The organism is Saccharopolyspora sp. NPDC003752 (assembly GCF_053605825.1).
The window spans coordinates 192,515-215,029 of the sequence record NZ_JBSGJZ010000008.1 but is presented as its reverse complement, the minus strand read 5'-3'; the positions used below and the strand labels follow the sequence as shown (position 1 = coordinate 215,029).

General features: G+C 71.1%; 20 protein-coding genes. 11 read left to right on the top strand and 9 right to left on the bottom strand.

The window, feature by feature from the left end; all coding sequences use genetic code 11:
- Positions 1-8: 8 nt before the first annotated feature.
- Positions 9-575 carry a helix-turn-helix domain-containing protein gene (locus ACWEV3_RS13445; RefSeq protein ID WP_452614109.1) on the top strand — a complete coding sequence of 189 codons (567 nt, stop codon included), beginning with the start codon at positions 9-11 and terminating at the stop codon, positions 573-575.
- 22 nt (positions 576-597) lie between these two features.
- Here ACWEV3_RS13445 and ACWEV3_RS13440 read toward each other — a convergent pair whose 3' ends face one another.
- The 3 genes from ACWEV3_RS13440 to ACWEV3_RS13430 are packed head-to-tail and all read right to left on the bottom strand — an operon-like array spanning position 598 to position 5,312.
- On the bottom strand, positions 598-1,539 hold the full coding sequence (locus ACWEV3_RS13440; RefSeq protein ID WP_452614108.1) for a 2Fe-2S iron-sulfur cluster-binding protein: 942 nt from the start codon (positions 1,537-1,539) through the stop codon (positions 598-600).
- 42 nt (positions 1,540-1,581) lie between these two features.
- Complete coding sequence (locus ACWEV3_RS13435; protein WP_452614107.1) at positions 1,582-3,399, bottom strand: NAD(P)H-dependent oxidoreductase subunit E; 1,818 nt, start codon at positions 3,397-3,399, stop codon at positions 1,582-1,584.
- Positions 3,390-5,312: a molybdopterin oxidoreductase family protein gene (locus ACWEV3_RS13430; RefSeq protein ID WP_452614106.1), complete on the bottom strand. Its 1,923-nt coding sequence runs from the start codon at positions 5,310-5,312 to the stop codon at positions 3,390-3,392. Before ACWEV3_RS13430 ends, ACWEV3_RS13435 begins: the two co-directional genes overlap by 10 nt.
- Before the next feature lie 454 nt (positions 5,313-5,766).
- Between ACWEV3_RS13430 and ACWEV3_RS13425 the strand changes: the two genes are divergently transcribed.
- From ACWEV3_RS13425 to ACWEV3_RS13405, 5 genes are all read left to right on the top strand, one after another.
- Positions 5,767-7,467 carry a thiamine pyrophosphate-binding protein gene (locus tag ACWEV3_RS13425; RefSeq protein WP_452614105.1) on the top strand — a complete coding sequence of 567 codons (1,701 nt, stop codon included), beginning with the start codon at positions 5,767-5,769 and terminating at the stop codon, positions 7,465-7,467.
- Positions 7,468-7,576: 109 nt separating this feature from the next.
- Positions 7,577-8,803, top strand: coding sequence for a formyl-CoA transferase (gene frc / locus ACWEV3_RS13420; protein WP_452614104.1), 1,227 nt, complete (start codon positions 7,577-7,579; stop codon positions 8,801-8,803).
- Between the two features lie 2 nt (positions 8,804-8,805).
- Positions 8,806-10,935 (top strand): acetate--CoA ligase family protein, encoded by a 2,130-nt coding sequence (locus tag ACWEV3_RS13415; protein WP_452614103.1) that lies wholly within the window; start codon positions 8,806-8,808, stop codon positions 10,933-10,935.
- A gap of 137 nt (positions 10,936-11,072) precedes the next feature.
- On the top strand, positions 11,073-12,479 hold the full coding sequence (locus tag ACWEV3_RS13410; RefSeq protein ID WP_452614102.1) for an Nramp family divalent metal transporter: 1,407 nt from the start codon (positions 11,073-11,075) through the stop codon (positions 12,477-12,479).
- 1 nt (position 12,480) lies between these two features.
- On the top strand, positions 12,481-12,891 hold the full coding sequence (locus tag ACWEV3_RS13405) for a hypothetical protein (protein WP_452614101.1): 411 nt from the start codon (positions 12,481-12,483) through the stop codon (positions 12,889-12,891).
- 13 nt (positions 12,892-12,904) lie between these two features.
- Here the strand turns inward: ACWEV3_RS13405 and ACWEV3_RS13400 are convergent, their stop codons facing one another.
- A complete protein-coding gene (locus ACWEV3_RS13400) occupies positions 12,905-13,072 on the bottom strand; it encodes a hypothetical protein (RefSeq protein WP_452614100.1) in 168 nt (55 codons plus the stop codon).
- Positions 13,073-13,165: 93 nt separating this feature from the next.
- On the opposite strand from ACWEV3_RS13400, the gene fdhD reads away from it, so the two are divergent.
- Positions 13,166-13,999, top strand: coding sequence for a formate dehydrogenase accessory sulfurtransferase FdhD (fdhD, locus tag ACWEV3_RS13395; protein ID WP_452614099.1), 834 nt, complete (start codon positions 13,166-13,168; stop codon positions 13,997-13,999).
- Entirely contained in the window at positions 13,996-15,345 is a 1,350-nt protein-coding gene (locus tag ACWEV3_RS13390; RefSeq protein ID WP_452614098.1) for an MFS transporter, read from the top strand. Before fdhD ends, ACWEV3_RS13390 begins: the two co-directional genes overlap by 4 nt.
- Here ACWEV3_RS13390 and ACWEV3_RS13385 read toward each other — a convergent pair.
- Positions 15,304-15,999, bottom strand: coding sequence for an IclR family transcriptional regulator (locus ACWEV3_RS13385; RefSeq protein ID WP_452614097.1), 696 nt, complete (start codon positions 15,997-15,999; stop codon positions 15,304-15,306). The two genes, ACWEV3_RS13390 and ACWEV3_RS13385, sit on opposite strands and share 42 nt — an antisense overlap.
- Before the next feature lie 151 nt (positions 16,000-16,150).
- Between ACWEV3_RS13385 and ACWEV3_RS13380 the strand changes: the two genes are divergently transcribed.
- Both ACWEV3_RS13380 and hpaB read left to right on the top strand, forming a co-directional pair.
- Positions 16,151-16,666 (top strand): flavin reductase family protein, encoded by a 516-nt coding sequence (locus ACWEV3_RS13380; RefSeq protein WP_452614096.1) that lies wholly within the window; start codon positions 16,151-16,153, stop codon positions 16,664-16,666.
- A gap of 259 nt (positions 16,667-16,925) precedes the next feature.
- Positions 16,926-18,377 carry a 4-hydroxyphenylacetate 3-monooxygenase, oxygenase component gene (hpaB, locus tag ACWEV3_RS13375; protein ID WP_452614095.1) on the top strand — a complete coding sequence of 484 codons (1,452 nt, stop codon included), beginning with the start codon at positions 16,926-16,928 and terminating at the stop codon, positions 18,375-18,377.
- Between the two features lie 14 nt (positions 18,378-18,391).
- Here the strand turns inward: hpaB and ACWEV3_RS13370 are convergent, their stop codons facing one another.
- From ACWEV3_RS13370 to ACWEV3_RS13355, 4 genes are read right to left on the bottom strand one after another with little or no spacing between them, the layout of a single operon-like run.
- A complete protein-coding gene (locus ACWEV3_RS13370) occupies positions 18,392-18,634 on the bottom strand; it encodes a hypothetical protein (protein ID WP_452614094.1) in 243 nt (80 codons plus the stop codon).
- A complete protein-coding gene (locus tag ACWEV3_RS13365; protein WP_452614093.1) occupies positions 18,612-19,394 on the bottom strand; it encodes a DeoR/GlpR family DNA-binding transcription regulator in 783 nt (260 codons plus the stop codon). Before ACWEV3_RS13365 ends, ACWEV3_RS13370 begins: the two co-directional genes overlap by 23 nt.
- A 44-nt stretch (positions 19,395-19,438) precedes the next feature.
- The gene (pdxA, locus tag ACWEV3_RS13360; RefSeq protein WP_452614092.1) at positions 19,439-20,431 is read right to left on the bottom strand and encodes a 4-hydroxythreonine-4-phosphate dehydrogenase PdxA; all 993 of its coding nucleotides are present in this window, start codon (positions 20,429-20,431) and stop codon (positions 19,439-19,441) included.
- Positions 20,428-21,621 (bottom strand): four-carbon acid sugar kinase family protein, encoded by a 1,194-nt coding sequence (locus ACWEV3_RS13355; RefSeq protein ID WP_452614091.1) that lies wholly within the window; start codon positions 21,619-21,621, stop codon positions 20,428-20,430. The genes pdxA and ACWEV3_RS13355 overlap by 4 nt, the downstream gene beginning before the upstream one ends.
- Positions 21,622-21,730: 109 nt before the next feature.
- Here ACWEV3_RS13355 and ACWEV3_RS13350 point away from each other — a divergent pair, with 109 nt between their 5' ends.
- Positions 21,731-22,219 carry a hypothetical protein gene (locus ACWEV3_RS13350; RefSeq protein ID WP_452614090.1) on the top strand — a complete coding sequence of 163 codons (489 nt, stop codon included), beginning with the start codon at positions 21,731-21,733 and terminating at the stop codon, positions 22,217-22,219.
- The last annotated feature ends 296 nt before the right edge of the window (positions 22,220-22,515 follow it).

Here is a 22,515-nt window from a genome sequence, read left to right as displayed (position 1 = left end):
ATAAGGACATGGAAGACGTCCTCGCCGCCGTCGGACCGCGGCTCAAACGCATCCGCCAAGAGCGCGACTGCACCCTCGCGGCGCTGTCGGAGACGACCGGTATCTCGATCAGCGTGCTGTCCCGGCTGGAGTCCGGGCAGCGCAAGCCCAGCCTGGAGCTGCTGCTGCCGATCGCCAACGCCCACCAGGTGCCGCTGGACGAGCTCGTCGGCGCCCCGCCGGTCGGCGATCCCCGGGTGCGGTTGAAGCCGATCCGGCAGCACGACATGACGGTGGTGCCGCTCACCCAGCACCCCGGCGGCCTGCAGGCCTTCAAGATGGTCATCGGTGCCGACCGCAGCGACCCCGACCCGCGGACGCACGAGGGCTACGAGTGGCTGTACGTGCTCAACGGCAAGCTGCGGCTGGTGCTCGCCGACCACGACGTCGTGCTCAAGGCCGGCGAGGCGGCCGAGTTCGACACGCGGCTGCCGCACTGGTTCGGCAGCACCGGGGAGGCGCCGGTGGAGATCCTCAGCCTGTTCGGGCCGCAGGGCGAGCGGATGCACACCCGCGCGAAGCCCCGCGACAAGTAGCGGATCGGGCAGGCGGACCCGGTCACGGCTCGCCCTCGCGCTCCCGGTTCTGCACGTGCTGCCAGCCGAACCGGCCCTTGATGCACAGGTTGCCGTGGCCGACCGAGCTGTCGTGCGGCGAGGTGACCCGGACTATCTCGTTGTCCTGCGTGTGCAGTGTGAGGTTGCAGCCGACACCGCAGTACGTGCACACCGTCGTGGTCTGCTGCTGCCGCGACTCGTCCCAGGTTCCCTCGCCGCGCATGTCGAACTCCGTCTTGAAGCTCAACGCGCCGGTCGGGCAGACCTCGATGCAGTTCCCGCAGTAGACGCAGGCGGATTCCGGCAGCGGCCGGGCGAACTCGGTGGAGATCCGCGCGTCGAAGCCGCGCCCGGCGACGGCGATGGCGAAGGTGTTCTGCCACTGCTGCCCGCAGGCGTCCACGCACTTGTAGCAGAGGATGCACTTGCCGTAGTCGCGGACGTAGAGGTCGTTGTCGACCTTCGCGTCCTGCCGCACCGTCGCGGCCGCGCTGCCGTCCGGCTCCTCGTGCTCTCCCGGCCGGCGTTCGTCGTGGTCGTCGGCGGGCGGCTCGGGCGGGCCGAACCGCTCCGGCCGCGCGCCGCACTCGGCCATCCATTCGCCGACCTGCGGCGTGGTCGACAGATCCGCCGAGGACGCCAGCAGTTCCAGCACCACCTTGCGGCTGCGCCGGGTGCGCTCGGAGTCGGTGCGCACCACCATGCCGGGAGCGACCTGCCGCGAGCACGACGGCACCAGCGTGCGCGAGCCCTCGACCTCCACCATGCAGACCCGGCAGGCGTTGCGGGGTTGCAGCGTGTCTCCCCAGCACAGCGTGGGGATCGAGATGCCCAGCGCCGTGCACGCGTCCAGGATCGTCGAGCCCTCCGGCACGCTGACGGTGCGACCGTCCAAAGTGAACTCGACCAGGCGGCGCGGGAGCCCGATGTCGACGGCCGTCATGCCGCGCCTCCCCCGGCATCCGCCTGGGCGGCGGTGAAATCGTCACTCATGCGACCCTCCAGCTGCGAACGCGCCGAGCTGCTCCACTGCGGACTCCACCGCGTTCCAGGCCGTCTGCCCGAGCCCGCAGATGGATGAATCCCGCATCACCTGGCCGACTTCGCGCAGCAGCGCGAGGTCGTCCGCGCCGTCGCCGCGGCCCCGCGCGAGCCGCTGCAACGCCTCCTCCTGCCGCACCGTCCCGACCCGGCACGGCACGCACTGCCCGCACGATTCGTCGCGGAAGAACGCGGCGATGCGCAGCAACAACGCGGGCAGGTCGGCGGTGCCGTCGAAGACCAGCACCACCCCGGACCCCAGCGTGGTACCGGCCTCCCGCACGGCCTCCAGGCTCAGCGGCAGGTCCAGCCGGTCGGGCCCGACGAACCCGCCCGCCGCGCCGCCGAGCAGCACCGCGCGCAGCCGCCGCCCGTCGCGCACTCCGCCGGCCAGCTCCAGCAGTTCCCGGAGGGTCGTGCCGAACGCGACCTCGTAGACCCCAGGCCGCCGCACGCTGCCGGAGAGGCAGAACAGCCGCGTCCCGGTCGACTGCTCGGTGCCGGTGCGCGCGTACTCCGCTCCGCCGCCGGTCAGGATCAGCGGCACGTTGATCAGCGTCTCGACGTTGTTGACGACCGTCGGCTTGCCGAACAGGCCGCGCTCCACCGGGAACGGCGGCTTGCTGCGCGGCTCGCCTCGGTAGCCCTCGATCGAGTTGAAGATCGCGGTCTCCTCGCCGCAGATGTAGGCGCCCGCGCCGCGGCGCAGCTCGATGTCGAAGTCGAAGCCGTCCCGGCCGAAGATGCCGCGACCGAGCAGGCCGCGCTCGCGGGCCTGGGCGATCGCGTTCCGCAGGCGGCGGGTGGCCCGCGGGTATTCGCCGCGGATGTAGAGGTAGCCGCGGGCGCAGCCGGTGGCGAAGCCGGCGATGGTCATCGCCTCGATCACGGCGAATGGATCGCCCTCCATGACCACCCGGTCCTTGAAGGTGCCCGGCTCGCTCTCGTCGGCATTGCACACCAGGTAGTGCGGTCGCGCCGGCTGGCCCGCGGTGGCCTCCCACTTGCGGCCGGTCGGGAACGCCGCGCCGCCCCGCCCGGTCAGCCGCGCCTCGGTGAGCTGCCGGATCACTTCTGCCGCGCCGATGTCCAGAGCTCTCCGGAGCGCCTCGTAGCCGCCGTGCACCCGGTAGTCGTCCAGGCTTTCCGGGTCGACCACGCCGATCCGGCGCAGCAGGCGCAGCTGCGGATCGCCGGCCTGCGGCACCGAGTCCCGCACCGGCGGCTCGCGATCACCGTCGACCGGACCGGTTCCCACGAGATCCACAGTGGACTCTCCGGTGGCCGGGGCGACCAGTTGCGCGCGGGCCGGGTCACCGGCTTGGAACGCCAGCGCGGCCGGAGCGCGTTCGCATACTCCGAGGCATGGGCTGCGCAGCCACATCACGCCGTCGTGATCCTTGCCCGCCGCGCCCAGCGAAGCCTCCAGCGCCGCGCACACCTGCGCCGATCCGCCCGCCTTGCAGGCCAGGTCGTCGCAGACGTGCACCACCCGCGGCGGGCGCGGGCCCAGCGCGAACAGCGCGTAGAAGCTGGCCACGCCGTAGGCATCGGCAGGCGGGATGGCCAGCCGTTCGCAGATGTGGTTCAACGCGCCCGTGCTGATCCAGCCCACCCGGTCGTTGACCGCGTGCAATGCGGGCAGCAGCTGATCCCGGCCCGCCGGCGGGCCATGCCCGTTGCCTCCGGGCGGGCCGAGCAGCGCGTCCACCGCCGCTCGCTCGGCATCCGTCGGTGCGGCGTTGAGCAGCTTCAGATCCACAGCGCCTCCTGGTGGGCTCCGGCCGGCAGCTTGTCGACGCGGATCGCCGCGGCCTTGTACTCGGCCGTGCCCGCCACCGGGTCGGTGGCCTCGATGGTGATCAGGTTGACGTCCACCTCGTCCGGGAAGTGGAACGTCATGAACGCCAGGCCCGGCCGGAGCCCGGCGTCCAGCCGGACCGGCGCGACGATCGAGCCGCGGCGCGAGGAGATCTGCACCCGCTCCCCCTCCGCCACTCCCAGGGCCTCGGCGTCGGCCGGGCACAGGTCGAGGGTTTCGCCGCGCCGCATCGGCGAGTTGAAGCCCTGCGACTGCACCCCGGTGTTGTAGGAGTCCAGCCGGCGGCCGGTGGTCAGCCGCAGCGGGTACTCCTCGCTGAGCTCGTCGACCGGCGGGCTGTGCCGCACCGGCGCGAACACCGCGGGCTCGCCGCGCGCGATCGGGTCGTCCGCCCACAGCCTGCTGTGCAGGTAGGTCGGTTCCAGCGAATCCTCGGAGAAGCAGGGCCACTGGATGCCGCCGAGCTCCGCGAGCCGCTCGTAGGACATGCCGTGGTGCATCGGCGAGAGCGCCCGCACCTCCTCCCACACCTGCTCTGCGGTGTCGAAGTGCCAGTCGTGGCCGAGGCGCCGCGCGATCTCGCAGATGATGTCGATGTCGTTGCGCGCCCCGCCGGGCGGGTCCAGTGCCTTGCGCACCCGCTGCACCCGCCGCTCGCTGTTGGTGAAGGTGCCGTCCGTCTCGCACCAGGCGGCCGAGGCGGGCAGCACGACGTGCGCCTGCTGCGCGGTCTTGGTGAGGAAGATGTCCTGCACCACCAGGTGTTCCAGGTTCCGCATCCGCTTGAGGGTGCGGCCGGAGTCGGCCTCGGACTGCACCGGGTTCTCGCCGATCGCGTACACCGCGGTGAGGTCGCCGCGGTCCATCGCCTCGAACATCTGCGTAAGGTGCCAGCCGTAGCGCGGCGGGATGCTCGATCCCCAGGCCGCGTCGAACCGCTCGCGGACCTCGGGCGAGAGGATGTCCTGGAAGCCGGGCAGCCGGTTGGGGATCGCGCCCATGTCGCCGCCGCCCTGCACGTTGTTCTGGCCGCGCAACGGGTTCAGGCCGCTGCCGTAGCGGCCGACGTGCCCGGTCAGCAGGGACAGGTTGATCAGCGACAGCACGTTGTCGGTGCCGTTGTGGTGCTCGGTGATGCCCAGCGTCCAGCACAGCTGGGCGCGGTCGGCGCGCGCGTAGGCGTGGGCGAGTTCCTCGATGAGCTCGGCGGGCACTCCCGTTTCCAGCGCCGCGACTTCCGGCGTCCACTGCCGCACTTCGGCGGCGTAGGCGTCGAAACCGCCGGTGGCGCGGTCGATGAAGGAGCGGTTGACCAGCCCGGACGCGATGATCTCCCGGCCGATCGCGTGCGCCAGCGCGATGTCGGTGCCGACGTGCAGCTGCAGCCACCGGTGCGCCCACTTGGCGGTGCTCGTGCGCCGCGGGTCCACCACGTACAGCTTGGCGCCGCGGTTGACGGCTTTGAGCACGTGGTGGAAGAAGATCGGGTGCGCCTCGCGGGCGTTGGAGCCCCACAGCACGATCAGGTCGGCGTCCTCGATCTCCTGGTAGGACGACGTGCCGCCGCCGCTGCCGAAGACCTGGGCCAGGCCCGCCACGCTCGGCGCGTGGCAGGTCCGGTTGCAGGAGTCGACGTTGTTGGTGCCGATCACGGCGCGCGCGAACTTCTGCGCCACGTAGTTCATCTCGTTGGTGGCGCGGGCGCAGGAGAAGACGCCGAAGGCGTCTGGCCCGCGCTCCTCGACGGTGCGCGCGATTCCCCCGGCGACCCGGTCGAGCGCTTCCTCCCACGACGCGGGCCGCAGGTCGCCGCCGTCGCGCACCAAGGGCTCGGTCAGCCTCGTGTACCCCATTCCTGCCGCCTCCTCGATACCGAAGGTCGAGCGGGTTCTCTTCTGCAACAACGCAATCCGGCGTTCGGCAGAAGCGGTCGGCCGCGGTCGGCGTTTCCGGTTTCGAGCGGGAGAGCCGATGCCGAACGGCTGCCCGCTGCGGGAAACCCGTGCTCGCCGGCCCGTTCGGCGGCGGCTCCGGGGCGACCATCACCAAGCAGTGTATACAGTATGTGACACTCGCGGCAAGATTGCGCCGACCTCACCTCATCCCACAATGCGCCCGACTGCCTCATGACGAGCTCCTGACCAGCGCGAACTCCGCCAAAAAATTCCATTGTGGACAATGGTGGGCCACGCAGAGAGCCGGATCCGGCTATGGACACCCACCCGGTTCTGCGGTAAGCCTGAAAAGCACCTCATACGGTATGCAGTATGGAGCCGACCGTAGGCACCGGCTTGGAGGAGAGCGCAGATGGCCCAGACGACACCCGACCAAGCAGGCGGAACCGAGCTGATCTCCGGCGGTCACCTCGTCGCCAAGGCGCTCAAGGCCGAAGGCGTGGACACCATCTTCACGCTCTGCGGCGGGCACATCATCGACATCTACGACGGCTGCGTCGACGAGGGCATCGACGTGATCGACGTCCGGCACGAGCAGGTCGCCGCGCACGCCGCCGACGGCTACGCGCGGATCACCGGGCGCCCCGGGTGCGCCGTGGTCACCGCCGGCCCCGGCACCACCGACGCGGTCACCGGCGTGGCCAACGCGTTCCGCGCCGAGAGCCCGATGCTGCTCATCGGCGGCCAGGGCGCGCTGTCGCAGCACAAGATGGGCTCGCTGCAGGACCTGCCGCACGTCGACATGATGAACCCGATCACCAAGTTCGCCGCCACCGTGCCGCACACCGAACGCGTCGCCGACATGGTGTCGATGGCGTTCCGGGAATGCTTCCACGGCGCGCCCGGCCCGTCGTTCCTGGAGATCCCGCGCGACATCCTCGACGGGGCGGTGCCGCTGGCGAAGGCGCGCATCCCCGGCACTGGCGGATACCGCGCCACCACCCGCTCCGCAGGCGATCCGGACGCCGTCGAGAAGCTGGCCGACCTGCTGGTCAAGGCGGAGAAGCCGTGCATCCTGCTGGGCAGCCAGACCTGGACCTGCCGGGCGACGGACTCGGCGGTGCAGCTGGTCCGCGAGCTGAACCTGCCCGCGTTCTGCAACGGCGCCGGACGCGGCACGCTGCCGCCCGGGGATCCGCTGCACTTCCAGCTCGCCCGCCGCTACGCCTTCGACAACGCCGACCTGATCATCATCCTGGGCACCCCGTTCGACTTCCGGATGGGCTACGGCCGCCGGCTCTCGCCCGAGGCCACCGTGGTGCAGATCGACCTGGACTACCGCACCGTCGGGCGCAACCGCGACATCGACCTGGGCATCGTCGGAGACGCCGACGCGGTGCTCACCGCGCTCGCCCAGGCCACCTCCGGGCGGCTGGACAACGGCGCGAGCGGCCGGAAGGGGTGGGTGCAGGAGCTGCGCGAGGTCGAGACCGCGGCCTACGAGAAGCGGCTGCCGCGCCAGCACTCCACGGCCTCCCCCATCGACCCGTACCGGCTGGTGCACGAGATCAACGAGTTCCTCACCGAGGATTCGATCTACATCGGCGACGGCGGCGACATCGTCACCTTCTCCGGCCAGGTCGTCCAGCCCAAGGCGCCCGGGCACTGGATGGACCCCGGCCCGCTGGGCACCCTCGGCGTCGGCGTGCCGTTCGCGATGGCGGCCAAGCACGCCCGCCCCGACCAGGAAGTGGTGTGCCTGTTCGGCGACGGCGCGTTCAGCCTCACCGGCTGGGACTTCGAGACGATGGTGCGCTTCGGCCTGCCGTTCGTGGGCATCGTCGGCAACAACTCGTCGATGAACCAGATCCGCTACGGCCAGATCGCCAAGTACGGCGAGGACCGCGGCCGGGTCGGCAACACCCTCGGCGACGTCGAGTACAGCAAGTTCGCCCAGATGCTCGGCGGCTACGGCGAAGAGGTCCGCGACCCCGACGAGATCGGCCCGGCCCTGCGCCGAGCCAGGGAGTCGGGCCTGCCGTCGCTGATCAACGTCTGGGTCGACCCCGACGTCTACGCACCCGGAACCATGAATCAGACCATGTACAAGTGAGAAACACGGTTTCCAGACTCATTTTTCTTAGCGGTACCGGCGACGGTGCCGGTTGCGAGGGTGGGCTAAGCGGCTTCGCCGCTTCAAGGAACAAGAAGAGGTGCTTGGCATGAGCGCTTTGGAAGGTGTCCGGGTGCTGGACATGACGCATGTCCAATCCGGACCGTCCGCGACGCAAATCCTGGCCTGGCTCGGCGCCGACGTGGTGAAGCTGGAGGCACCGACCGGCGACATCACCCGCCGCCAGCTGCGCGACGTCGACGACGCCGACAGCCTGTACTTCACCATGCTCAACTGCAACAAGCGCAGCATCACGCTGAACATGAAGTCCGAGCGCGGCAAGGAGATCTTCGCGGAGCTGGTCGCCGGCTCCGACGTGCTGGTGGAGAACTTCGGGCCCGGCACCGTCGACCGGATGGGCTTCACCTGGGAGCGGCTGCGCGAGATCAACCCGCGGCTGGTCTACGCCTCCATCAAGGGCTTCGGCGACGGCCCGTACACGCACTACAAGGCCTACGAGGTCGTCGCCCAGGCGATGGGCGGGTCGATGAGCACCACCGGCTTCGAGGACGGGCCGCCGCTGGCCACCGGCGCGCAGATCGGCGACTCCGGCACCGGCATCCACACCGTCGCCGGCATCCTCGCCGCGCTGCTGCAGCGGGCGGAAACCGGCCGGGGGCAACGTGTTTCGGTGGCGATGCAGCACGCCGTGCTCAACCTGTGCCGGGTCAAGCTGCGCGACCAGCAGCGGCTCGCGCACGGCCCGCTGCGGGAGTACCCGAACGCCTCTTTCGGCGACGAGGTGCCGCGCTCGGGCAACGCCTCCGGCGGCGGCCAGCCCGGCTGGGCGGTGCGCTGCAAGCCCGGCGGCCCGAACGACTACATCTACGTCATCGTGCAGCCGCAGGGCTGGGCGCCGATCGCCCGGCTGATCGGGCGGCCCGAGCTGGTCGAGGACCCGGACTGGGCCACGCCGGAGGCACGGCTGTCCAAACTGGACAAGATGTTCAGCATGATCGAGGAGTGGACGCTCGGACTGGACAAGTGGTCCGTGCTGGCGGCCCTGAACGAGCACAACATCCCGTGCGGGCCGATCCTGTCCACCCAGGAGATCATCGAGGACGCGTCGCTGGCCGACAACGACATGATCGTCACGGTCGACCACCCGGAGCGCGGCGCGTTCAAGACCGTCGGCTGCCCGATCAAGCTGTCCGATTCCCCGGTGCGGGTCGACCGCTCCCCGCTGCTCGGCGAGCACACCGCCGAGATCTTCCGGGACCGGCTGGGCATCGGCGAAACCGAACTGGCCGATTTGAAGGCGAACGGGGTGATCTGAGCATGGCTTACGACGGTGCCCGCGTGCGGGAGGTGCTCGACGCGGTCCGGGCGGAAGGCCGGGCGGCGCTCACCGCACCGGAGGCGAAGGCGCTCTGCGACGCCTACGGCATCCCGACCGCCGGGGAGGGCCTCGCGACCAGCGCCGACGAGGCGGTGTCGCTGGCACGGGAGTTCGGCGGGCCGGTGGCGTTGAAGATCGTCTCGCCGGACATCCTGCACAAGACCGACGCGGGTTGCGTGCTCGTGGACGTCAGCGGCGACGAGGCGGTCCGCGCCGGCTACGCGCGGATCCTCGCCAATGCGCACGCCTTCACCGACAACCCGGCGATCGCCGGAGTTCAGGTGCAGCAGATGGTCGGCGGCCACGAGGTGATCGCCGGCGCCACCACCGATCCGACCTTCGGCAAGGTCGTCGCGTTCGGCCTCGGCGGGGTGCTCGTCGAGGTCCTCAAGGACGTCACGTTCCGGCTCGCTCCGCTGTCCGCGGAGCAGGCGCGCTCGATGCTCGACGACATCGCCGCCGCCGACGTGCTGCGCGGCGCGCGCGGCAGCGAGCCGGTGGACGCCGACGCCCTGGCCGACGTGCTGCGCCGGGTCTCGGACCTGGTGCACGACTTCCCGGAGATCGCCGAGCTCGACCTCAACCCGGTGTTCGCCACCGCCGCCGGGGCCACCGCCGCCGACGTGCGGATCGTCCTGGCGACCGAGGAGAGCGCCCCGCCGGTCCGGCATTCGCCGGAGGAGATCCTGCACGCGATGCAACGGCTGATGAATCCCCGCAGCGTGGCTGTGATCGGCGCCTCCAACGAGGACGGCAAGATCGGCAACTCGGTGATGAAGAACCTGATCAACGGCGGCTACGCGGGCGAGATCCACCCGGTCAACCCGAAGGCCGACGAGATCCTGGGCCGCAAGGCCCACCGCAGCATCACCGACGTGCCCGGCGAGGTCGACGTCGCGGTGTTCACCGTGCCGGCCAAGTTCGTGGCCGCGGCGCTGGAGGAATGCGGGCAGAAGCAGATCGCCGCCGCCGTGCTGATCCCGTCCGGCTTCGCCGAGACCGGCAACCACGAGCTGCAGGCGGAGGTGGTGGAAGTCGCGCGCAAGCACGGGATCCGGTTGCTGGGGCCGAACATCTACGGCTACTACTACACGCCGCAGAACCTCTGCGCGACGTTCTGCACGCCCTACGACGTGCGCGGCGGCGTGGCCCTGACGTCGCAGAGCGGCGGCATCGGCATGGCCATCCTGGGCTTCAGCCGCACCACCAAGATGGGCGTGTCGGCGATCGTCGGGCTCGGCAACAAGTCCGATGTGGACGAGGACGACCTGCTGACGTTCTTCGAGCAGGACGACAACACGCACTGCGTGGCGATGCACCTGGAGGACCTCAAGGACGGCCGGGCCTTCGTCGAGGCCGCCCAGCGGGTCACCAAGAAGAAGCCGGTCGTGGTGCTCAAGGCCGGGCGCACGGATCTGGGTGCCCGGGCCGCGAGCTCGCACACCGGCGCGCTGGCGGGCAACGACAAGGTCTACGACGACATCCTGCGGCAGTCCGGCGTGGTCCGGGCGCCCGGGCTCAACGAGATGCTGGAGTACGCGCGCGGCATCCCGGTGCTGCCCACGCCGAAGGGCGAGAACGTCGTCATCATCACCGGCGCAGGCGGCTCCGGCGTGCTGTTGTCGGATGCCTGCGTGGCGGCCGGGCTGCGGCTGATGGACATCCCGCCGGACCTCGACGAGGAGTTCCGGCGCTACATCCCGCCGTTCGGGGCGGCGGGCAACCCGATCGACATCACCGGCGGCGAGCCGCCGAGCACCTACGAGGCCACCATCCGGCTGGGGCTGCGGGACCCGCGCATCCACGCGCTCGTCCTCGGCTACTGGCACACCATCGTCACCCCGCCGATGGTGTTCGCGGAACTCGCCGCGCGGGTCGCCGAGGAGGCCCGCGCCGACGGCGTCGACAAGCCGGTCGTGGTGTCGCTGGCCGGCGACACGGAGGTCGAGAAGGCCGCCGAATACCTCTTCGACCACGGCATCGTCGCCTACCCCTACACGACCGAGAAGCCCGTCGCGGTGCTGGGCGCCAAGTACCAGTGGGCCCGAGCCGCCGGCCTCCTCGGCTGAGTCCGGGCATCGCACCGGCGTGAAGAAGTCCAACCAGGGCAAGGAGGTCCGATGTGGACGCTGAGAGAGCGCCCGGGAGAGATCCAGAACCTGTAATAGGACGAGACGAGGTGTGGCGGGCCGGCGGGCTGGAGCCGATGCCGATCCGCAAGCTGCCCGAGTCGCCGCCGTCGGTCCACCTGCTCGGCCCCACGGTGTTCCTGGTCGCGCTCGGGGTCGGCATGGGCGAGTCGTACATGTGGCCCAGGCTGGTGCTGGTCTTCGGCCCCGAGATCCGCTGGCTGTTCCTCATCGGGGTCACGCTGCAGGCCGTGGTGATGCTGGAGATGGCCCGCTACGCGATGGCCACCGGCGAGAGCATCTTCTCCGGCGCGGCGCGCCTGGCCAAGCCGGTGATGTGGTTCTTCTTCGTCACCGCGATCGCCGTCTACATCTGGCCGGGTCACCTGTCGGCGGGCGCGGCGGCGCTGGAGGAGATCACCGGCGTGCCGTGGGTGGTGTCGGCGTGCGTCGGCCTGCTGCTGGTCGGCGTGGTGTTCACGCTGGCCAAGGTGATCTACAACCTGCTGGAGAACGTGCTGTCGGTGCTGATCGGGCTGCTGGTGGTCGGCACCGCGGTGGTCGCCGCGATGGTCGGGGACCTCTCGGACCTGGCCGCCACCATCACCGGGATGTTCCACTTCGGGTACTTCCCGGCGGAGGCGATGTCGCCGTCGTGGTTCCCGATCGTGGTGGGCTCGATCGCCTTCGCCGGGCCGTCCGGCATGCAGCAGATGTGGTACACGCTGCACCTGCGCGACAAGGGCGCCGGGATGGGTGTGCACATCCCCCGCATCCGCGGCCTGCGGCACGCGGGCGACGAGGAAGCGATGCCCTCGCGCGGGTTCATGTTCGACACCACCGATCCCGACGAGATGCGCAAGTGGAAGGGCTGGCGGCGCTGGGTCACCTTCGACGCGCTGCTGCTGTTCTGGGGCATCACCATGCTGGTGACGATCTCGTTCACCGTGCTGGCGCAGTCCGCTGCGCGGGAGAACCCCGGCGTGCGCGACCTGATCGAGTCCGGGGAGCGGGAGGCCGCGCTGGGCGCGATGGCCGACGCGTTCTCGGCGGCGGGCGGCCCGGTGCTGGGCTCGGTGTTCCTCGGGTTCATCGCGCTGATCGGGCTGAACGCCACGCTGGGCCTGTTCGACTCGTTCTCCCGCGGCCAGGCCGACATGACCTACCACTTCGTGCCGGGCGCGCGGCGCTTCCGGATGTCGCACCTGTACGCGGCGTTCCTGTGGGGCGTCATCGCCTTCGGCATCCTGATCCTGCTGTTCGGCCCGGCGGACGGCCCCGGCGCGATCCTGGACGTCCTCGCGTTCCTGTCCACCTTCGCGATGGGCGCCTACTGCGTGGTGCTGCTGCTGGTGAACAACCGGATGCTGCCGCGCCCGATCCGGCCGCGGTGGTGGAGCAACGTGATCATCGGCTTCGGCGCGGTGTTCTACCTCGGAATGCTGTTCTACAGCCTCGTCGAGTACGGAGTGGTCGTGAGCTGACATGCCATTCAGCAGCCGGACGTCCGCGCCGGGCCTGGTGATCGGGGCGGTAGCGGGGTTGTTCGCCGGGACGCTCGTGCTGGCCGGCGGGGCGCCGCCGGGGTGGGCCGCGGTCACCGGCCTGATGCTGGCGTTGCCGCTGGCCGCGCTCGGGGCGGGCTGCAGCGCCCTGCGGGAGCACGGCGTGTTGCGCGGCGGCGCTTTCGCCCCGGTGGCCCTGTACTGGGCGATCGCCTTCCCGGTCGCCCGGCTCGTCCAGGACGTGGGCACCCGCCTGGTCCTGGACGAGCGGTTCGACTGGCCGCCGCAGCCGCTGGCCTTCCTGGCGTACCAGGCGTTGATCAGCGTCGGGTTCGCGATCGGGTTCGTGTGGGTGCACGAGCGGCTGCTGCCTCGCGGTGCCCCGAGATGACGGCGCCCGCGGCTCAGCGCTCCCGGGCAGCCGGCTCGGACCGCGCGCCGCCGGATCGCTGACGATCCGCGCGGCTGGAATCGATCGCGGCGGACGTGGCCAGCCCCAGCATGCGCCCGTCCGCCGCGTAACCGCGCGGCAGGTCGGCGAAATGCCGCAGCACGGAACGAAGTATCCGCATTCAGATGCACCTCCTTTCGTGCATACAGTATCCCGTCATTTGTCCGAATAGTGAAGCTCATGTGATCAGTAGCACCTGGATGGGTGATGCCCGGTGGGCCGCGTGACCAGCAGACGACCTGTCATCAGCCTCCGCGACGGCGCGCGCCGGGCACGCCCGGACACGCTCGTCACCGAGGAACCGCTGGAGATCCGCCTCGGCGGGCGACCTCTGACGATCACCATGCGCACGCCCGGCGACGACTTCGACCTGGCGGCCGGATTCCTGGTCTCCGAAGGCGCGGTGCGCCGCACCGGCGACCTGCTGGGCATCCGCTACTGCGCGGGCGCGACCAGCGACGGCGCGAACACCTACAACGTGCTCGACGTGGCGCTCGCGCCCGGCACGGCCCCGCCGGAGATCTCGTTGCAGCGCAACTTCTACACCACTTCTTCCTGCGGCGTCTGCGGAAAGGCGAGCCTCGACGCGGTCCGCACCGTCGCGACCTGGCCGGTCCGCGACGATCCCGCCCCGCTGGACCCGGCCGTGCTGATCGCACTCCCCGACCGATTGCGCGCCGCACAAAGGGTTTTCGACCGCACCGGCGGCCTGCACGCCGCCGGCCTGTTCGGCCTCGGCGGCGAACTGCTGTGCCTGCGCGAGGACGTCGGGCGGCACAACGCGGTCGACAAGGTCGTCGGCTGGGCGCTGCGAGAGGACCGGTTGCCGCTGTCCGCGACGGTGCTCATGGTCAGCGGCCGGGCGTCCTTCGAGCTGGTGCAGAAGGCCGTGATGGCCGGGATCCCCGTGCTGGCCGCCGTTTCCGCGCCCTCGTCGCTGGCCGTGGACCTCGCTGCGGAATCCGGCTTGACGCTGGTCGGATTCCTGCGCGGCACCAGCATGAACGTCTACGCCGGGGCGCACCGGCTGGGGCTGGTGCCAGCATGAGCGGGCGGTGGGCGATGATCGGCCTGCACACGCCGAACCTCGAGGTCCGCGACCACCACGGCCGCAGGTACCGGGTGGGCGAGGTGCCGCGCGAGCTCATCGGGCGTTCCCGCGCGACGGTGCTGTGGCTGTGCTGGCTGCCGATGCTCCTCGTCGGAGCCACGCAGTACGCCTACGGCGCGGCGGTTCCCGCGCTGGCCGCCGGCGGCCACGACACCGACAGCCTGTTCTGGGCGCTGGCCGGATGGGCGGTTTTCCAGGCGGGCGCCGGATTTCCGGTGGCGCACCTGCGGCAGCGCGACCGCGCCGGCCCGCGCTCGGCGATGATCGCCGGCGCCTTCCTCTGCGCGCTCGGCGTGCTCAGCCTGGCGCACGCGCACGCCTTCCCCGGCCTGCTCGCCGGGTACTCCGTGCTCGGCGGCACGGGCGCCGGGCTGGTCTACGCCGCGTGCACTTCGACGGCGGCCAAGTGGTTCCCCGAGCGCGCCGCCTCCCGGGTCGGGTTCGTCACCGGAGCATTCGCGTACGGATCGGTGCCGTTCGTCCTCGCCCTGCTCACCGGGCCGTGGAACGTGACCGCGGCACTGGACGTCTTCGCGCTCGTGCTGTTCGCCGCGGTGCTCGGCTGCGGCTTGCCGCTGGCCGACCCGCCGCGGCACTGGTGGCCCGCGCACCTGGATCCCCGCGAATGGGCCCTGGCCCGCACCAGACCGCCGGCAGCGCGGCAGTACTCGGCGGCCGAGGCGCTGCGCACGCCGGTGCTCCCGGCGATGGCCGCGTGCTTGTTCTGCGCCGCAACGGTTTCGCTGTTCAACGCGGCGTTCCTGGTGCTGTTCGCCGCGGCTCTGGCGCCCGCTCCGGCCGCCGTGGCGTTCGTCGCGACCAACGGCACCGGGCGGGCGCTGGCGATCCCGGTTGCCGACCGGATCGGCTGCCGGCGCACGCTGCGCTGGGTGGTGACGATCCAGGCCATCGGCCAGATCCTCCTGCTGGCAGCGGTTTCGCAGGAATCGGTCGCGCTGGTGATCGCCGGTGCGACCGCGGCGGGGATCGGTGGCGGCGCGTTCTACCCGCTGTTCGCCGCGCTGGCCCGCGAGTACTTCGGCGAGCAGCGCAGCGCCGAGGTGCACGGGCTGGTCTACAGCGCGAAGGCGCTCAGCGGCGTGGTCGGCATCGGTCTGGCCGCCATCGTCCTCGCGCAGTGGGGATCCCCGGCCGCACTGCTGGCCGCAGCGGTGCTTTCGCTGGTCGCTTCGGCCCTGTGCGCAGCGCTTCGCCGCCCCGGCCTGCCGAAGACGCTGCCGTCACCCGACCTGGGCCCCGATCGCGTTCGCGGCGGCCTGTAGCCGCTCCGCCAGCTCGTCGGGCTCCCGGTCGCTCGACACGTAGACCACGGCCACGGCCGCACACGCACCGCGCGACGGGATCGGCACGGCCACCGAGGAAAGGCCCGGGATCACCTCGTCACGGCTCGTCGCGTACCCCCGTCGACGGGCCTCGGCCACGCGCGCCGCGACGTCCTCCCCCAGCCCTTCCGCCCCCAGCAGCGCGAGCAGCGCAACCCCCGGCGCGCCGTGCTCCAGCGGGTGCCGGGTGCCCGGGTGCTCGGCCACGGTCCCGGCCGCGCGCCGGGGTTCGACGCTGACGAGCGTGATGCACTCGCCGTGGTCGTGCACCACCACGAAGCTGGTCATCGCCAAATCCGCTGCCACGGCGGCGAGTTCGGGCACCGCGACGCTCTGCAGGTCGCGGGCGACGCCGTGCGCCAGCACCGCCAGCCCCGCGCCCGGCGCGCAACGCCCGGCGGAATCCCGCGCCACCAGGCGGTGATCCTCCAGGGTGCGCACGATCCGGTAGACGATCGAGCGGTGCACGCCGAGGTCCGCGGCGATTTCGTCGATGCTGCGCGGCCGTTCCGCCGCGGCGAGCAGCTCCAGCACCTGGATGCCGCGCGACAGCGTCTGGGACCGCGCCCCGTCGTTCTTCGCCCGTTCGACCATGTCGGCGAACATAGCCGCCCACCCCTTGTGCCGCCGCTCACACGCCACTAGCGTTCTAAAAGAGAACAACGAATTCGATTATAGAACAAGAACACGGCAATCGTAGAGCATAGCTTTCGGAAACGCGGTCGAGCACGAGGTGGTGGTCGAGATGCCAAGACCGGAAACGGCGCGTTCACCCGGCGATGTCCACCACCGCCGGTTCCGCTCCTGCCTCGGGAGGTTCGCCACCGGCGTCACGGTGGTCGCCTTCGACGGCGCGACCGGGCGGCACGGCTTCACCGCCAACTCCTTCACCTCCGTGTCGATGGACCCGCCGCTGGTGCTCGTGAGCGTTGCGCGCGCCGCCAAGGCGCACGGCGAGCTGCCCGGCCGGCCGTTCACCATCAACGTGCTCGGCGCGGAACAGCAGGCGCTGGCCATGCACTTCGCCGGGCGGCCGCAACTGGAACCTGCTTGGCTGGACGCGGGGGCGGCCCCGCGACTGGCGGACGCGCTGGCGCACTTCGAGTGCCGCCCGTGGCAGACCTGCGAAGCGGGCGACCACACGTTGCACATCGGCGAGGTCGTCGACTTCGACTACCGCGGCGGCGACCTGCTCGGCTTCGCGGCCGGCCGCTTCGTCACCATCGCCGAACCCTCCCTCGGCCTGGAACACCTGCTCTGAAGTACCTGTCTCCGAACTCATTTCGCGTAGCGGTGCGGGTGGCGGCCCCCCTGCGGGAGTTACAGACGCCGCCTGAACTCCGGGATCCCCGACTCGTGTATGACCAGCTGTTCTCGCCAGACGACGCTTGAGAACCCGCGGCGGTGCAAGCTGCGTACGTGGGCTAAGCGGCTACGCCGCTGCAAAAGAAAAGCGCAGACCAGGATCAAGAACAGGCGCTGCCCAGATCGGCAGCAACCCACGCAACCTTGGAGGAACCATGGGCGCTCGTTCGGGACGGCAGTACCTCGACGACCTCGCGCGGCGGCGCATCCACGTCCAGATCGACGGCGACACCACCATCGGCGGCACCCCGCACCACCCCGCGTTCGCCGGCGTCGCCCGCAGCTACGCCGAACTGTTCGACATGCAGGTCAGCCCCGAGTTCCGGGACGTGCTCACCTACCCGTCGCCGACCTCCGGCGACCGGGTGGGCACCTCGTTCCTGGTGCCCGAGAACGGCGCGGACCTCGCCCGGCGGCGCGAAGCGTTCCGCACCTGGGCGAACCACTCCTTCGGCATGCTCGGCCGCACCGGCGACTACCTGAACAGCTCGCTGATGGCGCTCGGCCGGGCGAAATCCTGGTTCGCGCAGGCCGATCCCGCCTTCGGCGAGAACATCGAGCGCTACTACCGGCAGGTCCGCGAGGAAGACCTGCTGCTCACCCACACGCTGATCCCGCCGCAGATCAACCGCAGCGTCAGCGGCGGCCAGCAGGGCGGCGGCGCGCTGATGGCGCACGTGGTGCGCGAGGACGACAACGGCATCGTCGTGCGCGGCGCGCGAATGCTGGCCACCATCGCCCCGATCTCCGACGAGCTGCTGGTGTTCCCGTCCACCGTGCTGCGCGGCACCCCCGAGGACGAGCCCTACTCGTTCGCCTTCGCCATCCCCACCGACACCCCGGGCCTGCGCTTCGTGGCGCGCCAACCGCTGCACGGCAACCGCAGCGCGTTCGACGAGCCGCTGGCGTCCCGGTTCGAGGAGAGCGACTGCGTCGTGGTCTTCGACGACGTGCACGTGCCCTACGAGCGGGTGTTCGTGCTGCGCGATCCCGAGCTGTGCAACGGCTTCTACTCGCGGACCGGCGCGACCACCCACATGACGCACCAGGTGGTGACGCGGACGGTGGCCAAGAGCGAGTTCTTCCTGGGACTGCTCTCGGAACTGGCCGACGCCATCGGCATCGACGGCTTCCAGCACATCCAGCAGGACATCGCCGAGGTGATCGGTGCGGTGGAGATCGGCAAGGCCCTGCTGCAGTCGGCGGAATCCCAGGCGACGACGAACGAGTTCGGCGTGCACACCCCGCTGTGGGCGCCGCTGAACACGGCCCGCAACTGGTACCCGAAGGCATCGCAGCGGTTCCCGGAGATCGTCCGCAAGTTCGCCGCCAGCGGCCTGATGGCGCTGCCGGGCGAGCAGGACGTCTTCGGCGCGGCGGCGGCGGACGTGCAGAAGTACTTGCAGGGCAAGGCGATCGACGGACCGGAGCGGGTCCGCCTGTTCAAGCTGGCCTTCGACGCCAGCGCCTCGTCGTTCGCCGGCCGCCAGAACCTCTACGAGCACTTCTTCTTCGGCGACCCGGTCCGGATGGCGGGAGCCCTGGTGAACACCTACGACCGAACGGACCTCCGCAAGCGGATCCAGGACTTCCTGCACCGCGACTGACGCGCGGGCCGCGCCTACCCGTCCGCCGCGGCCGCCACCGGCAGCGACGCCACGTACGCGGCCATGGCGCGACCCGCGGCGAGCAGGGGCTCGGTGCTGCGCTGCCCCCTGGCCAGGAGGAATCCGCCTTCCAGGTGCCCGGCGCGTACGTGCTCTCGATGCTCGACGAGCCCGAAGCGGTCGCCCGCGAGCTCGGCTAGTTCCTCATCTGACGCAGCACCAGCGGCTTCCGCCTCACACCACGACGATCTCAGCACCCGGCAACGCCCGGAACGGCGCCAGGTCGTCGTCGGTCGCGCCGTCGTCTGTCACCAGCGTCCACATCGCCGGCAGCGGGGCCCAGGCGTTGAACGGCGCCGCACCCAGCTTGCTGCTGTCGGCGAGCACGAAGACCTCGCGGGCGCGGGCCATCATCTGCTCCTTCAGCCGGGTCTGCAGGAGGCTCGCCTCGCAGATGCCCAGCCGCGGATCGAGGCCGTCCGCGCCGAGGAAGACCTTGTCGGCCGTCAGCCGGGACAGGGTGAGCTCCGCCAGCGGTCCGACGAACCCCTGGCTGATGTGCCGCATCTCCCCCGCCAGCGCGATCACCTGCACCGCGTCGGCGTCGGCCAGCTCGGTGAGCACCGGGATGCCGTTGGTGATCACCGTCAGCCCGGCGCGGTCGCGCAGGTGGTGGGCGAGGCGGCCGGTGGTCGTCCCGGCGTCCAGCAGCACCGTGTCCGGCGGGCCGATCCGCGCCGCCGCCCACCGCGCGATGCGGTCCTTCTCCGCGGTGGCCAGCGCGGTGCGCTGACCGAGCGACGGTTCGGTCGCCGTCGCGGGCATCGCGCCGCCGTAGGTGCGGGCCAGCTTGCCCTGCTCGGTCAGCAGCGAGAGGTCGCGGCGGATGGTGGACTGGGTGACCGCCAGGGATGCCGCGAGCTCCTCCACCTGCACCGCGCCCTGCTCGGTCACCAGCCGCTCGATCAACGCGCGCCGCTGGCCCGCGGACATCCGCTGCCCGAAATCAGTGCTCACCCCGCCATCCTTTCAAAAAGGAAGTTCTTGGTAACAGACCAAGGTCAGGGGCGGCGGGCGAGTGCCGCGCCTTGGCGCAGGGCCTCGACCAGGCTGCCCGCCTCGGCCCGGCCGGTGCCCGCGATGTCGAAGGCGGTGCCGTGGTCCACCGAGGTGCGGATGACCGGCAGGCCCACCGTGATGTTCACCCCGGCCTCCAGCCCGAGGATCTTCACCGGCCCGTGCCCCTGGTCGTGGTACATCGCCACCACCAGGTCGAAATCCCCCCGGCCGGCGCGGAAGAACACCGTGTCGGCGGGCAGCGGCCCCTGCGCGTCGATGCCGTCCGCGCGGCAGGCCTCCAGCGCCGGGACGATCTTCTCCTCCTCCTCGCCGCGGCCGAACAGCCCGTTCTCCCCGGCGTGCGGGTTGATCCCGCACACCGCGATCTTCGGCTCCGCGATGCCGGAATCGACCATCGTGCGGTGCCCGCGCCGGACGGTGCGCTCCACCAGGCCCGGATCGATGCGCTCGATGGCGTCGACCAGCCCGATGTGGGTGGTCACGTGGATGACGCGCACCTTGCCGGTGGACAGCATCATCGACACCTCCGGAACGCCGCACAGCTCGGCGAGCAGTTCGGTGTGCCCGGGATAGCGGTGCCCCGCGGCGTGCAGCGCCGCCTTGTTCAGCGGCGCCGTGCAGATCGCCTGCACCTCCCCGGCCATCGCCAGCTCGGCGGCCTTCGCCACGTACCGGAAGGCGCCCTCACCGGCCACTTCGGACAGTTCGCCGAACGGCAGGTCCGCCGGGATGATCCCGAGGTCCAGCACGTCGATCACGCCCGCCTCGCCGGTCGCCTCGGCCGGCGAGCCGACGGTCTTGAACCGCACGTCGACGCCGCAGATCTCGGCGGCCCTCGCCAGGCGCGCGGCGTCGCCGACCACCACGCAGCGGGCCAGCCCGCGCACCTCGGGCTCCACGAGCGCGCGCACGACCACTTCGGGTCCCACGCCGGCCGCATCGCCCATCGTGACGGCAATGGTGGGCAGGTTCATCCGAGTCCCCTTCCGGAACGCACCGCCGCGATGGCCCGGTGCAGCGTCTCCGGCGTGCCGAAGCCGCCGGCCTTGGTGATGACGTAGCCGGGCTGCGGCTCGGTGCGCGCGAGCACCACGCCCGGTTCCAGCTCGTTGAGCAGCCGCAGGCCCGTGACGCCGCGCCTGCTGAGCACCGCGCGGGCGGTCTCGCCGCCGGTGAGCACGAGCAGCCCGGCGTGTTCCGACGCCGGTGCGCAGACTTCGGCCAGGGCGGTGTTGACCCGGCGGGCCGAGCCGGCGTCGACCGGGCCGTCCACGGTGACGACGACGTCGCCGGTGGCCAGCTCGTCGCGCAGCTGCTCGGACATCCGCGCCAGTGCGGCGGCGTTCGCGTCGAGCAGGTTCCGGACCGGTAATCGGCGGGTGTGCGCTACCCGCTCGGCCAGGAAGTCCGCCTGTTCGCGCGAGACGTCGTTGGCGCTGCCGACCACCGCCAGCACGCGGCCGCCGACCGGCGGCGGGGGCTCGACCTCGCGGCCCGGCCGCAGTTGCTCGGCCAGCGCATCCGCCAGCCCGGCCGAGCCCACCCAGTACGGCAGGCGACCGCCGGCCGTCCCGGCCGTCACCACGGCCCGGAGGTCGTTCTCGGCCACGGCATCGCAGATCACGACGTCGGCCTCGGCGAGCAGTTCGGCGAGCTTCGCCCGCAGCGCCGCCGCGTTGCCGCGGATCGACGCGAGCGCCACGTGCCGCACCGCCAGCGGCTTGAGCGCCGAGGCGATGTCGACGGGCGGATCGGTCACCTCCGCGGCCCAGGAATTGGTGTGGTGCAACGCGATTCCACCGATGTGGACGACACCGCCCAGCACCGTGCGCCCGGTCGCCGGGGACGCCGGGCACAGCAGCACCCCGGCGCCGTCGGCGTGCTCGACGAGCGCGCCGATCTCGGCGGCGAGGTTCCCGCGCAGCGTCGAGTCGATCTTCTTGAACACCACCCGCCCGGCGGCGTGCCCGCGCAGCGCCGACGCGACGCGCTCGGCCGCCTGCACCGGTTCGAGGTGTCGGCTATCGGTGTCGGCGACGAACACCTCCGCGTCACCGGTGTCGTCGAGGGCCAGCAGTGTGCGCATTTCACGCAACGCGAAGGGAACGCCGGAATCACCGGCACCGCTGAGGTCATCGGCCACGACCAAGACTCGCGATCCCATGATCACCTGCTCTTCCGCTCGCCGGAACACATCCGGCCGCCCGTCGCGCGGCCGGTGCCGCGAGCTACACGATAGTGATTGCTGCGCGAATCACGCAATAGCGCGCAGGATGATGAGCACAACGCGCAGGACGTCGAGAACCGATCGCCGTGCGGTCCTGCCCTTTGCCGCGAACCCTGCGGCGGCTCGGCATTCCGACGCTCATCTTCGCGAACAAGATCGACCGCCGCGGCGCGACGTACGAACAAGTGCGGCAAGGCATTTCCGCGAAGCTCACGCCGGCGCGGTCGAGATGATCGGCAAGGGCGGCAACCCGTTCCTCGGCACGGTGCTGCCCGTGTTCGCGCGACTACGCGCTGCGCCCGGGACGACGACGATGCGCGGTTCGTCGTGCTTGCTGGAGGGCGAGATCCCGGCGGCGCAGGTGTACGGGCTGCAGCAGCAGCTGCCGGGGCTGACGCGCGGCGAAGGCGTGCCCGATTCCACTTTCGACCGCTACGAACCGGTCCGCGGCGCGATCCCGAACCGACCCAGGACGGGCCGAAATCCGTTGGACCGCAAGGAATATATGCTGCGACTGCGCGTGGCGGGACGCTGACGACCGGCCGTGTGCTCCGCCACACGACCGGTCGCCTCCACTGTGGTCGCACCCGGGTGCGGTATAGTTCTCGTTTCGGCGGCGGGCTTTTTCCGCGCGGCAGTTGCCCGGGCCGCCAGCATCGAGGTCCGACGGGATCTCCGGCCGCGATCTCCTACAGGAAGAGCCTCCGCAAAGCCTCCACCTCTGCGCCCGCCGTCGCACGCGCTCCGCGCGTCCGGGGTGCTTCCCCTCACTCTTCCCGCTCGGGTCGCTGCGCCGGATGCGCGCGCCCGGGCCGGGTCCGAACCTTTCCA

Coding starts and splice junctions, on each gene's coding strand:
- ACWEV3_RS13355 (WP_452614091.1), bottom strand. CDS start 21,621: ATGGGATCGCGAGTCTTGGTCGTGGCCGATGACCTCAGCGGTGCCGGT.
- ACWEV3_RS13430 (WP_452614106.1), bottom strand. CDS start 5,312: ATGGGGTACACGAGGCTGACCGAGCCCTTGGTGCGCGACGGCGGCGAC.
- ACWEV3_RS13380 (WP_452614096.1), top strand. CDS start 16,151: ATGCCAAGACCGGAAACGGCGCGTTCACCCGGCGATGTCCACCACCGC.
- pdxA (WP_452614092.1), bottom strand. CDS start 20,431: ATGAACCTGCCCACCATTGCCGTCACGATGGGCGATGCGGCCGGCGTG.
- ACWEV3_RS13445 (WP_452614109.1), top strand. CDS start 9: ATGGAAGACGTCCTCGCCGCCGTCGGACCGCGGCTCAAACGCATCCGC.
- ACWEV3_RS13390 (WP_452614098.1), top strand. CDS start 13,996: ATGAGCGGGCGGTGGGCGATGATCGGCCTGCACACGCCGAACCTCGAG.
- ACWEV3_RS13440 (WP_452614108.1), bottom strand. CDS start 1,539: ATGACGGCCGTCGACATCGGGCTCCCGCGCCGCCTGGTCGAGTTCACT.
- ACWEV3_RS13415 (WP_452614103.1), top strand. CDS start 8,806: ATGGCTTACGACGGTGCCCGCGTGCGGGAGGTGCTCGACGCGGTCCGG.
- ACWEV3_RS13425 (WP_452614105.1), top strand. CDS start 5,767: ATGGCCCAGACGACACCCGACCAAGCAGGCGGAACCGAGCTGATCTCC.
- ACWEV3_RS13405 (WP_452614101.1), top strand. CDS start 12,481: ATGCCATTCAGCAGCCGGACGTCCGCGCCGGGCCTGGTGATCGGGGCG.
- ACWEV3_RS13350 (WP_452614090.1), top strand. CDS start 21,731: ATGATGAGCACAACGCGCAGGACGTCGAGAACCGATCGCCGTGCGGTC.
- hpaB (WP_452614095.1), top strand. CDS start 16,926: ATGGGCGCTCGTTCGGGACGGCAGTACCTCGACGACCTCGCGCGGCGG.
- ACWEV3_RS13410 (WP_452614102.1), top strand. CDS start 11,073: ATGCCGATCCGCAAGCTGCCCGAGTCGCCGCCGTCGGTCCACCTGCTC.
- frc (WP_452614104.1), top strand. CDS start 7,577: ATGAGCGCTTTGGAAGGTGTCCGGGTGCTGGACATGACGCATGTCCAA.
- ACWEV3_RS13385 (WP_452614097.1), bottom strand. CDS start 15,999: ATGGTCGAACGGGCGAAGAACGACGGGGCGCGGTCCCAGACGCTGTCG.
- ACWEV3_RS13400 (WP_452614100.1), bottom strand. CDS start 13,072: ATGCGGATACTTCGTTCCGTGCTGCGGCATTTCGCCGACCTGCCGCGC.